We start from the raw sequence: 12251 nt of genomic DNA on the forward strand, positions 1-12251 counted from the left end.
TCTAGTATCGGATAGGCTGGAGCGGGGCGATCGGCCAAGTGAGCGTTGCTATAGGTCACATATCGATAAACTGAGTGGGTTACCAGACCTGCGCTCCTGGGACACCACACTCAGCACACACGACTGCATTATTTCCTTTATATACATCATGGTCTAATGTGCCTGCTCCACAAAAGGTACAGTCAGATCCCGCGAGCGCGTCCAAGATTCCTATCTCCCTGCCGGTAGTTCCCATGATTTCTTGCATCAATTTGAACTGTTCTATAGATCACATATATCTTATGGCTGCATCCAATATTTATAATATAGTTTCATGATGGCCGTGAAGCAGCGAATGTTGCTCATATACCAATCAAGACACTGTTTTCCTGCGAATCGCTCCTCCCAATTCCCGATGAATTACTGTTCGATATCGCCAGATTCGGTCAGCTGATGTCCTCCAGTTGTTCCATCTACTGCCTTTGTAAACAGTGTCAACGATACATGAGGGAGATTAGTGATATTCCGTCCTTCGGCGCAGATTCTGCGGGGTGCAATACTAGTCTGTTACGTTACAATCATAGCCAAGAGCGCCACGTTGTCTGGTAATCACAAGATGTGCCAGTTGTACGTCTGAATTGTGATCGGTTTGTAGATCATGTCGAATCAACCGATTGACGTCGCTTGGTTTGTGCTTGGTCAGCCGTGTCATCATCTGAATCCTGAAGCCGCGCCAGCTGCACACAGTTCGGACACCAGAGTTCGCCAGAGGCTGTACTGAACTCACGTTCGCCACATTCCTGACACCGTCCATCCGGGTATCGAACCATACCCTCCTCTCGAAACTCCTGTCATATAATCTATTGGATTCATTCTTTCCAATAGTATCTCAAGTCAAGATTGTCCGGGTATCTGTCTCGTATTATTGTAGCAATTAATTCGATCAGTGGACAGTCTTTGATCTACTGCGGCGCATATAAAATAATCATCATCTATTTTCACGATATATGGTTGGATTGTGAACAATCATACAACCCAACACTTATTACCACGCCACACAGAAAAACGCAGACACTAACACATCAGATTTAGAATGGGAAGGGTACTCAAACGGCTGTACAATCGCAGATTTTATCAACTAACAGCAAACGGATGTCTATTCAGGAACACCACGTAGCAGCGGGTACCGCAGAGGCAGAACTCAGCACACACGAAGCCGACCAATTACTGATCGACGCTGAGAGCGACCAGACACCGGAACTTAGCGTTGTGATGCCGACGCTCAACGAAGAGGAAGGCGTCGGTGAGTGCATCGAGCGCGCCAAGACCGCGATCGCCGAACTCGGTATGAGAGCGGAGATCATCTTGAGCGACAGTTCCACCGATCGGACGCCTGAGATCGGCCGCGAGATGGGGGCGGTCGTCGTCGAACCCGACGGAAAGGGCTACGGCTACGCTTACCGCTACGCGTTCGATCGCGCTCGGGGCGACTACATCGTAATGGGGGACGCCGACACGACCTACGACTTCGAGCAGATTCCGCGCCTGCTCGAGCACCTTCGCGAGGAGGACGCCGACATGGTGATGGGCAGCCGACTCGAAGGCGAAATCAAGCCGGGCGCAATGCCACCGTTGCACCAGCACATTGGCAACCCGTTACTGACGAAATTCCTGAACGCGTTCTACGGTGCCGGCGTAAGCGACGCCCACAGCGGATTCCGGATCTTCACACGTGACGCCTACGAGACGATGAACCTCCAGACGACCGGAATGGAGTTCGCGAGCGAGATGATCATGGAGGCCGGCGCGAAGGACCTCGAGATCGTCGAGACGCCGATCGTCTACCACGAGCGCGAGGGCGAAGAGACGCTCGAGAGTTTCAAAGACGGCTGGCGCCACGTGCGCTTCATGCTCGTGAACGCGCCCGGCTACCTGTTCTCGGTCCCTGGTGCGCTGTTGAGTGTCTTCGGACTGGCGATCATGGCGATCGCGGCCAGCAGTGTGACAATCGGCGGCATCAATTTGGGGATTCACTCGATGATCGCCGGTAGCTTGTTTACGATCGTTGGCTATCAGGTCGCGAGTTTAGGCGTGTTCGCGACTGTGGCGAGCGATCCGATTCGGAAACCTCGCGATCCGATCACAGAACGGGTGACGGAATCGCTGTCGCTCGAACGCGGTGCCACGTTCGGCCTCGGCATCTTCGCCCTCGGCGGCGGCTACGCGAGTCTGCTTGTCTACCAGTGGATCTCCAGCGGCTTCTCGTCGATCGCGTTCACGATGGGATCGTTAGCGGCGTTTACGGCGATCGTTCTCGGATTCCAGACGGTATTCTCGTCGTTCTTCCTCAGTGCGGTGAACCAGTAGGGAACGAGTCGCGGTCCAGCCTCTCGGTTTCTCCTTTCATGCGTTCTCGGATCGACGTCGCCCGATACCGTGCCCGATCGGCAGGTCGCTTCGAACGAATTACCGCGTCGGAACCGTCGCCTCGATCTCGTAGTAATCGTGGGCCTCGGCCAGCCGACGACGGATCGCGTCTACGTCTCCCGGCTGGATCGCCTCGAAAAACGTTCGTGCTCGTTCCAGCCGCCGCGCTTCGCGGGCCCGGCCGTGTGAACCGGACGGCGGCGTTTCGACCGCGTACGAGGTGTCGATTCGATAGTCGTCTCCAAAGCATTGCTCGAAGATGTACGCCGCGCGATCAGCGTGATACGCCGAGGTCACGACCGCGATCGTCTCGGGATCGTCCGCGAGCTCGTCGACGAGCAGCCGCGCGAAGTAGGCGTTTCCGATCGTATCGAGCGATCGGTTTTCGAGGAGGATTCGGGACCGGTCGATGCCTCGTTCGATCGCGTACTCCCGCATGACCTCGGACTCTGTTCTCGGGACGGCGTCGTTCGTCCGACCACCTGAACAGACGAGAAACGGCGCGTTCGTTTGTTGGAAGGTCGTGATGCCTGCGTCGACTCGATCGCGAAGTTCGGGATGAATTCCATTCTTCGATAGGCGGTGTCCGAGGACGACGACGACCATACGGAACGCTACCAGCAATATATTAAATATTCTTTGATAACTTCGTTGGAGTATACGTCTCTCCTATAAATACTTGGATCGAGTGAGACGGCCGCCTGTCGCCTTTTTGTGATCTTGCACGGAACACGGATGGAGATCACATTGTTCTTCCATCAGCCTCTTAGCCCGGCCAGGGCCGGCTCAATAGTATCTGCGTAGAACTCCTTATCTTCGGCTTCGATGCCGAATGCGAAGAGAAGCAGACCGAACGCGACCAGCCCCGACGCTGCCCCGACGAACAGCAGCGGGTAGCCCGAGAGTACGAACGTCCAGGCGGCCATCACGGGAACGGTGAGGATCCCCGCGACGATCGGTTTCCAATAGGACCGAGAGTACGGCGTCATCCCCTCCAAGTACCAGACTTCAATCACGCGGACGACGTTGATCACTGCAAGCGACCCCGCCGTCGCGACAGCCACACCGATGAAACCGAACTGCAGGATGAGGACGTAGTTTAGGATGAGGTTCGAGACGCCCAGAACCCACTGGTTAATCATGTTCACGTACTGGTGGTCGGTCATCATGAGCAGGAATCCGCTCGGCCCCACCGCACAGTTGGTGAGTTGCGCGAGTGCAAAAAGAGCCAAGACGGTGGCACCACCGGAGAACCCGTCACCGAAGATTCTGAGAGCCTCGTGACTGTACATGACGAGGGCGATGGCCGGCGGGATAACGATGGTGAACGTCCACCGCGTGATGACCTGATACACTGACTCCAGTTCGGCACGTTGGCCGTTCTCGTTGAGATCCGACGCGACCGGCGGGAATAACTGATTTATCCCCTGCAGCGGGAGTACCAGAAACGAACTCAGGAGGATCGAGATTCGGTAGATACCAACGGCGGAACCAGTCAGGAACAACCCGACCATCAGGATATCCACTCGCGTGTATAGCTTCTGTCCTATGTCTTTCAGCGTGAGGGGGAGCGAGTAGTTGTAGAAGTGTTTGAGACTCCCGTTCGAACGCTTACCCAGCGGACGAATGTTGGTCTTCGTATAGAGGAGTGAGACGGCGATAGCGAGGGTAAGGATCGAACCGATCGCGATTGCGGCGACAGCACCGACGAGGGAGAAACCCAGGAGAAACGCCACAGCGACCGCGAAAATCCGTACAAGATGCTGGGTCACGTCAGCAACGACGACCTGCAATTCAAGTCTTTTGAGGCCGCGAAATATCTGGTTCGTCAGGTTGAGGAGCGTATTGAAGGGAAGAACGATCGCCAACACCTGTAGAACGAGGACGAGCAGCGGATCGCTGAGCGTCAGATCGTTGATTTCGGGTGCGAAAACGTACAAGACGGTTCCGATGACTATGCTTGAACCCAGTGCCGTCAAGTAGGCGACGTAGATGATCCAGTTGCTCCGGGCTGGATCGTCCGCGTTAGCCGGCAAGAATCGCAGAATCGATTTGCCGGTCCCCAGACGCGCCAAGACCATGAGGAACTCAATCAGCGTGTTCGCGTAGGTGAAGACACCATACAGTGTCGCCCCGAGCGTCCTGGTCATCAGGAGGTTGAAGACGAAACCCAACCCGTTGGAGGCGGCTTTGCCGCCGAAGTGAAGGGCCGCCCCGCCGGAGATGTCCCTGAGTGAGTCGCCACTCGCTGACTCGGCGCCGGGATCGTGTTCTTCAGCAGGTTCTCGCTCAGAAACTTGCGTCATGTGGGAGATGGGACATCAAGAACGGCGCTACATATCCACGTAACCGAGGTCAGCCAATCGGTCAGTCACTTCAGACGAAGTGTCAGTCAACCGTTCATGGGGCGCCTCGCTGTGGGCCTCCTTTCGTTCTTCGCCTTCTATTACCAACCACGGGACCTTCCGAAGTTCGTCCGTGTAGATCCTGACCGGATGGCCGTACTTGGGACCGCCGAAGGGGAGAATTCGTTCTCCGACGAGGTTGCCGTGGTCGGACGTAACCACCGTTTTTTCAGAGAACTCGTCGACGAGATCTTCGACGTGTTCAAGCGCGATTTCGAGCGTTTCATCGTAGGCCTTCCAGACGAGATTCTCATCTACCTCACCAGCTTCTAATAGCTCCCAGACAGTTGGATCATCCCGTTCTGCAGACTCGCCCTGAACTTGCCGATACGTGAATTCGATTCCAGCGTGTTCACCGATTTGATTTGCTGCATCCCCAATAAATGGGTAATGAGGTTGGATGAAGTGAGCGATAAGCCGTTTGTTCGGATACTTCTTGTATGCTTCGAGAACCGCCTCTGCCATCGCTCCGGGTGAAACTGTCCGCCGTTTCTCGTCCCAATTCGAATCCCAAACGTCGAAGACATCATGGAAGACGTTGTCAAGGCCCTTCGTTCGATACATGGGGTTGGCAGTCACGTACACAGTATCGTGGTAAGTCTGTCCAGCGAAGTTTTTCTCCAAGAATTCCGGTGTCGCTGAACCAAGCGAAGTACGTACTTCCAGTGTTCCCGAGACGGTGTTTATACGTTCGAATTGATCATAACGACATGCATCTAAAATGATGAGGTTGTCCCAGTCCTCATTCATTATTCGACATTTTGGTTCAGGAGATGAGTAGTTGAATTTCGACACATATTGAATAGTTCGTACCCTAAGAAAAGGAGTAGCCTCGTTAAGCCACCAGCTAGGCTTATAAAATCCGTTGAGAAATTGACGGAATTTGCTCATAGATGACATACAGAGGTCAACTGATATAATACTTTAATTTCTCGCGTATTAATAGGCATGGGGATGTCAAACACGTGGCTGCTACAAGGTCAACTATAATATGAAATTCTAAATATAACATCCTCCGGTGGTTCACCAGAATCGAATTGAGGTGATCAATGGTGATAGCCATGTTGGGGAATTATAAGAATCGTCTCACCATTCGAATAAACTCTATCTGATTTTCCGACGTGACTATTATAGGACTCAGATGGAATGGCCTGATGAGATGAGTCAGCCGCGCTAATCCCATATTCGGTCATACCTTTAGACAATAACACAGGTCCACCAGTAGAATTGGCGAAAGTCCCATAGTCCGAGGAGTAATAAACTTCTTCCACAGACTCCTGAGTTCTTGGATATTCCGCGCTGAAATCACCAGTGGCAGCTAATGATGCACCCAGTTTGTGATCCGTAGTAAAGGAGTCATCAATGTACTCTCCCGCCCAATATGATCCTGATTGAACACCGGACTCGTACGAGTTGAGCGCCGACACTGGAACACCTAACTGCAATATTAGTGATGCGACAATCAGTACAAGAAGAACACTCGAGGAAAGTGCCTGGGTCAAAGCACTCCGTGTGCGCAAGAATCTCGCGCCACCGAGGATCATTACTGGAAGTGCGATGAAGTAACTACGACCGATGAGCCACCCTGTGGCCGCGATCATATAAATAACCGAGTAAATAACCGCTATCACTCCCCAAGAAACGGCTACAATCGAAACACTACTAGGACGTCCTCGTAGGTCGAATACTGTGAGAATCCCGCCGATAGCTGCGATTGGAAGAAGTACAGGTAACGGGAGAAGTGAATAATATTTGGGTTCGTGAGCGGTCGGTTGCGTAGTTGAATACTCTGCAGTTGGTGAAACGAAATCGAGTGTAAATATGTTCATGAGCACCAACTGAAAATACCTCACGTACGACTGTAGAGGGATAGAGAAAATCTGAAGAGCGATCAGAACACCCAAAACAACGATTGATAGATACAACGATAATTGTGGCCGTTTAATGTAAGTTAGTACACCAGCGACGACGAAAACCATCAAAAGAATGAAAAACTGTGGAGGGTATCGGAAAAATAAGAAGGTGAGTATAATTATCAGGGGCAAACCCGTTGAAACACTCTTAAGAGAAGAAATATTCAGATTCTGGGATAAATCGACATGAATAACCACTATACTGATGCCCAAGAACATAATTCCGAGGGAGATAGTGGGCGCAGTTATGGGATAAAAGGCAGTCGCGGGAGCAGCGAGGGCACCAGCAGTAGCCAACATTAAAGCAAGAGGTGTCCCGATATCCCACCTCCTAATCAGGAGCAGCAACCCAAATAGGGGCAGAAGAAAGGCTGGAAAGCCTGTATAGACGATCGTCTTATCGACACCAGACACAGATTCCAATACTACCAAAAAGACAGGCATCATAGGTGTATTAACAACTACTCCAATCTTCCCCCAACGATTCGGAAGTGAATCAGATATATCACGACTTTGTGGGATATGGTGAGTGCTTACTATTTCATTGGCAACGAAGTAGTCTGCGTAGAAGAATGTGTCACGGGCATAGCTAGTAGGGATATGATATCTTGTGCCTGCATAGACGGCTGCTATGGCCAAGAAAAACACTGTTAGCGATAATTTGAGAGACTGAGTACGAGAAAATCTCATGATCTCAACCTTTCGAACTTCATTAACACATTTGAGACAGCGTTCTTTAGCCCCAACAAATACCGATTGTTTGGGGAGATGTGGAAACTCGAAAGTGGTAGGAGCAACCAACGCTGTATTCCCACTGGCCACAAAGCGATCGATTTGAGTGCGTATCTTCTCGAATCGTCGAATTCATTTGATATATACGAGAAAGTAGCGATAGATTCGAATTGTTTTGCTAAAATCCGCCTCTGATCAATCTCTCCAAAGTCTCTAATATGATCTTTGATGCGGTCCACCATTACGTGGTTTGCACCCATCCGGGACTGGTATTGTGAACTGATTCTATCATCACGATCTTCGTAGATGACAACGAGAGGTTCCCGAACGGGTTGGAATTCGTAGTGCTCTGATATTCGTAGCCACATGTCGTAATCCTGTCTGGCAGGAAGGTTAGGATTGAATCCGCCTGCGGTTTCGAAGCATTCCTTTCTCACCATCACTGTGGAGGTTGGATTGATATAATCGGACTTGAGCTGATCCCGGTAGACATCTCCTGACGCTGTTGGAACAGGCCCTAAGCGTTTAGAGTCCGAATCAGAGAGGTAGTGGCCAGTGTAGACAACTCCGGTATGCGGATTAACTCGGTCAAAAACTTCCAGTTGTTTTTCTAACTTGGTAGGTAGCCATTCGTCATCACTATCGAGAAATGCTATGTATTCGCTGCTCGCGGCTTCAATACCTGTATTTCTAGCCGCCGCACCACCCATATTCTCTTCGTGAACGATGTATGACATCCTAGAATCATCATACTGTTCAATAATTTCTCCTGTATTGTCCGACGAATTGTCATCAACAATAATAATTTCACAATCATCAAGAGTTTGATTATATACACTATCAATAGACCTAGGCAAAACATCTGCTCGGTTATAAGTAGGTATTACGACACTTACTGTCGGCATCTAGTGTAATTGAATAAGGAGACGGTTCAATCATAAGTGTGATGCTATCGAATTGCTACGCAGACTTTTCTATTTCCGCAGATTCCACTCGTCCTAGACAACCATCAAACAAATTCAGACGACCTCCGTATAGATCGAAAGAACATCTTCGGTCCGCTCATCCCAGGTATGAGATTCGAGGATGTACTGGCGAGCCCGTTTGCCGAGATCGACGGCCTGATCCGAATCCGACAACAAAGCAGATATCTTCGTTGCTACTGCGCCAGGATCACCGGGCGGAACGAGGACGGCCGTTTCGCCATCGTCAACGACTTCATCGACCCCTGCAATAGGCGTAACTACAGCTGGCAAACCAGAGGACATAGCCTCCAACAATGTCAACGGCATTCCTTCTGTCTTTGACGGACGGCAAAACACATCGGCCCGTTGCATCTCCTCGGCAACCGATTCCACGCGTCCACAAAACTTCACAGAATCCGAAATATCCAATTCAGATGCTCTTGTCTCTAAGTCGTCTCGAAGCGGACCGGTACCCACGAATTTTATCTTTACATCCGGATGCTTGTCTGTAATCTCTACCACAGCATCAAGTAGAACCGACGGCCCCTTGTTCTCAATTAACCTCCCGACAAACAGGATTGTATTTCCTTGTCTATTGTCACCAGGTTTGAACGTCTCCGCATCGACAGCGTTCGGAACTGCGTACGTAGCTGCCGTAGGCGCACCTAAGGAAAGAGCGTGGCTGGCTACGTCGTTGCTCACCCCAATACAGGCGTCGGCAGCACGTAAAAGAGTTCGACTGACAGTTTGATCATACCCTCTTGCGAAGAGACCACCGGCTCCCTTCATTCCTCGCATGGACCCGAGGTGGAAAGTTACGACAAATGGCACTGAGGTTGTGCGTAAGACTCGTAGCAATCCGGCTGAAAAAGTAGTGAAGAAAAACCGATTGTGGGCGTGGATCAAATCAGGTTCTGTCTCGCGAATCAGGCGTTGTAACTCAAGAGGAGCACGAGCAGAGAACTGAGCCTGCAGCCCGATTTTCTCGGTCAAGTCAATCGTTGGGGCGCGATGCACAGAAACTCTATCAATTGACGCGAGCGACGGGGTAGTCTGGTCAACGAGGGAAAACACAGTAACGCTGATATCGTGATCAACTAGTCCCTGAGCTAGATTCTCAACGACGGTTTCGACACCCCCATCAGAAGGTTCGAGATAATCGCTACACAGCAGTACGTGATCAACGCTCATTGGTTATCCCTTGTAGCGTATAGTAAAAATCAATGGCGTTCCTCGTTGCTGAAAGGAGCTGCTAATGGCTACGAAGTTACTCTCGGGATTTAGCTTCATAGAAGAGAAACTCCAATTTCCGGACGGATCTATCCCACGTATGTTGTTCTGCCCATTCGCGGGCGTTCGTACCAATCTCTTCCCTCAGCTGGAAATCCTCTAGAATTTGATGTATCGCTCTCGCAAATTGGTCGGGGTTGGATCCATCCACTAGTAGCCCTGTTTCGTCATGGCGAATCGAGTCACGAAGCCCACTCACGTTGCTCCCAACTGCAGGTGTACCACAGGCATTCGCTTCCAATACCGCAATCCCCCATCCCTCTACTCGGCTGGGGGCGATAAACACCCACGCGGACTGAAGAAGTTCGATTTTCTTTTCCAGAGAGACGAACCCGTGATAGTGCGCGTCGTTCGTTGAGGAACAGTATTTGGCGATCTCATCCTTCATTGGACCATCTCGACCAGCGACATCGAGACGAACCGAACCATCACTTATCTCTCGTAAAGTGTCGTGGATCTCTGGAATTCGATCTACACCCTTGTATCGCTCAAGACCACCGATATACACGATACGAGGGATAGACGACTCCGTTCCAGGACGATATCGATCCACGTTGAGACCATTTCGTATCTCGTAAACGGTCTCCGGATTGTGTCCTCGGTTCACTAGTTCTTCCGTCGTGCTCGGACTAACGCTTACAGTCAAATTCCGGCGTTCACGGAACACCCCGAGTGACTGTGAAACACACCCCAGGACGTTCTGGGGAAACGGATGTGTATCGAAGAACGAGTCGATCGCAATATGGTGAAAGATAGAAACTCGCGGCTTTCGAGTGATCACGGGCCACGGTAGTGGCGAATTCACAGTGTAGACGACGTTGGGGGATAATTTGTATAGATACCAGTAGAAGTACAACGAGACGGTCAGGTACGAAATCACAACGTCCCACGGTGCAGGCACCTTCTCATCGAATCCAACTCGATGGATGAGTACTGAGCCGTCGAGTTCCGTCCGCGATTGACCCCCATCAGACCCGGTCAGAAGGTGAACCTCGTGACCACGCTTGGCGAGACGTTTCGTCGTTTCCTCCAGATTTAACTCGGCGCCTCCAGCCTTTGAGTGATGCCAGCTCCGCTTGTTCAGAGCTAGAACTCGCAGGGTTGAACTTGGTTCCTCGCCGATTGAAGGCCTCTCTTCGGTCACTTTAGATAGGATATCTCGTCAATTCGGATATACCCTTCGAGAACCGATAATTACGAAATGGCGCAGTTTTTAGAGTTGTGAGAGGAATAACTCTACATCCATGGTCAGCGAGAGGAATAATATCGTTCTCGTCGTGAGACACTTCCCGTGCTTCGCCAGAGGACGAAGCATTTAACGAGAAGACTCGAACGGGCGGTCACCGGTGAGCGTCCCGGTGCAGACCCAACGAGTCGCGCCAACCAATTCGATTGGGACACGATCGCCGAAGATGCAGAGCGATGTTACCGCCGAGCGATCGACGGTACCTGGTAGGTCACGCGTGGCATCAACCCGCCTGAACCGCCGCGGGTGGGACTGAAAGGGGCGGCGCGATCGAGGTGTGAAACGAAGCAAGCACCGCAACGAAGTGAGGAGCGCAGCGAGTTGCAGCCCTCGATCGCGCCGGGGCTTTCTGAGTATTCGAAACACTATAGAGATCGACCTAAAATCGAACATCCTACTCTAGATCAGCCAACTCAAGATCACCGTTCAGATACGATCGCCCTTTCGAACTCACTTGGTAGTACCCCGCCTCGTCGACTTTCTCGAGCAGTTTGTGATCCTCGAGCTCGCGGAGGCGTTGCCGGACAGTCGAATACCCGATCTCGTGGCCGTGCCGATTCAGATTTCGATAGAGCGGTTTCGCCGGGAGTTCAAGGTCATGCTCCTCGAGAAACTCGAGAATGAGACCGTCGTACAGCGACATCCACTCTGGCCGAGGGCGCATTCGACGCGAGTGTCCCGGTGGCGAGCATTAACTTGGACTGGTTCACTGACTAAGTGGCCTATTTACGATCCCACAGTAGCACAAATACGCTAGAAGTTAAGTGCATAGAGCACACCAGTGAAAGACGCGGAAGCCTCAGTACGGACGCGACGATTACGAGTCCCGAAGTAGCGGATCAGTGTCTCCGACACTGCGCCCGCAAGACGCTTCCGCACCCCACGAACGCATGTCGAACGACGAGCCACGGACTCCGACCCCGCCCGACGACGCGCAGGCACCGATCGACGACTACCGATCGCGACTCGCAACAATCGACGCGCACGCTAGCGCCGTCCTCGACGCGATCGAGGGGGACGAGACGATCGAGCCGGGCGATCGACGAACCGCCACGAGGCACCTCCGCGAGGTGCGGGCGGAGCTCGAACGGGCTGCGTGGCAGCTGTGCGAGGGGGAGTGGCACACGCGCCCGGAGACCGAGCCCCACGGGACCGTCTCGGTGGTCAGGGGGCCGATGGGGGCGCTCGTCGACGCCGCGCGACGGCGCGCGGCCGACCAGGGGGTGGCGACGATCGACGACGAGCGCGCCGGTGACGAGACGCCGGACTGAGGAGGGCGCCGGCGACGAACCCG

The 12251-nt window shown here is 52.3% G+C and carries 11 protein-coding genes; 2 read left to right on the forward strand and 9 right to left on the reverse strand.

From position 1 onward, the window contains the following. Positions 1 to 79 precede the first annotated feature (79 nt). Positions 80 to 247 carry an HVO_A0556 family zinc finger protein gene (locus MUH00_RS22995; protein WP_321576063.1) on the reverse strand — a complete coding sequence of 56 codons (168 nt, stop codon included), beginning with the start codon at positions 245 to 247 and terminating at the stop codon, positions 80 to 82. An 884-nt stretch (positions 248 to 1131) separates the two neighbouring features. Here MUH00_RS22995 and MUH00_RS13205 point away from each other — a divergent pair. Further along, entirely contained in the window at positions 1132 to 2346 is a 1215-nt protein-coding gene (locus tag MUH00_RS13205) for a glycosyltransferase family 2 protein (RefSeq protein ID WP_246999240.1), read from the forward strand. Between the two features lie 99 nt (positions 2347 to 2445). On the opposite strand, the gene MUH00_RS13210 is transcribed toward MUH00_RS13205, so the two are convergent. From MUH00_RS13210 to MUH00_RS13245, 8 genes are all read right to left on the reverse strand, one after another. Then, entirely contained in the window at positions 2446 to 3012 is a 567-nt protein-coding gene (locus MUH00_RS13210; protein ID WP_246999242.1) for a YdcF family protein, read from the reverse strand. A gap of 152 nt (positions 3013 to 3164) precedes the next feature. Then, positions 3165 to 4712, reverse strand: a complete 1548-nt coding sequence (locus MUH00_RS13215) for a flippase (RefSeq protein WP_246999244.1) — start codon at positions 4710 to 4712, stop codon at positions 3165 to 3167. Between the two features lie 27 nt (positions 4713 to 4739). Beyond that, positions 4740 to 5561 (reverse strand): hypothetical protein, encoded by an 822-nt coding sequence (locus tag MUH00_RS13220; protein WP_246999246.1) that lies wholly within the window; start codon positions 5559 to 5561, stop codon positions 4740 to 4742. Between the two features lie 296 nt (positions 5562 to 5857). Then, positions 5858 to 7414 carry a hypothetical protein gene (locus MUH00_RS13225; RefSeq protein WP_246999248.1) on the reverse strand — a complete coding sequence of 519 codons (1557 nt, stop codon included), beginning with the start codon at positions 7412 to 7414 and terminating at the stop codon, positions 5858 to 5860. Continuing rightward, the gene (locus tag MUH00_RS13230; RefSeq protein ID WP_246999250.1) at positions 7411 to 8361 is read right to left on the reverse strand and encodes a glycosyltransferase family 2 protein; all 951 of its coding nucleotides are present in this window, start codon (positions 8359 to 8361) and stop codon (positions 7411 to 7413) included. Before MUH00_RS13230 ends, MUH00_RS13225 begins: the two co-directional genes overlap by 4 nt. Before the next feature lie 114 nt (positions 8362 to 8475). Then, positions 8476 to 9612, reverse strand: a complete 1137-nt coding sequence (locus MUH00_RS13235; protein WP_246999252.1) for a glycosyltransferase family 4 protein — start codon at positions 9610 to 9612, stop codon at positions 8476 to 8478. 76 nt (positions 9613 to 9688) lie between these two features. Beyond that, positions 9689 to 10855, reverse strand: a complete 1167-nt coding sequence (locus MUH00_RS13240) for a glycosyltransferase family 4 protein (protein WP_246999253.1) — start codon at positions 10853 to 10855, stop codon at positions 9689 to 9691. A 496-nt stretch (positions 10856 to 11351) separates the two neighbouring features. Beyond that, positions 11352 to 11600, reverse strand: coding sequence for a winged-helix domain-containing protein (locus MUH00_RS13245; protein ID WP_247003968.1), 249 nt, complete (start codon positions 11598 to 11600; stop codon positions 11352 to 11354). Between the two features lie 247 nt (positions 11601 to 11847). Here MUH00_RS13245 and MUH00_RS13250 point away from each other — a divergent pair, with 247 nt between their 5' ends. Further along, the gene (locus tag MUH00_RS13250) at positions 11848 to 12228 is read left to right on the forward strand and encodes a hypothetical protein (protein WP_246999254.1); all 381 of its coding nucleotides are present in this window, start codon (positions 11848 to 11850) and stop codon (positions 12226 to 12228) included. Positions 12229 to 12251: the final 23 nt, after the last annotated feature.

Origin of the sequence: Halosolutus gelatinilyticus (genome assembly GCF_023028105.1) — an archaeon.
Classification (GTDB): Archaea; Halobacteriota; Halobacteria; order Halobacteriales; family Natrialbaceae; genus Halosolutus; species Halosolutus gelatinilyticus.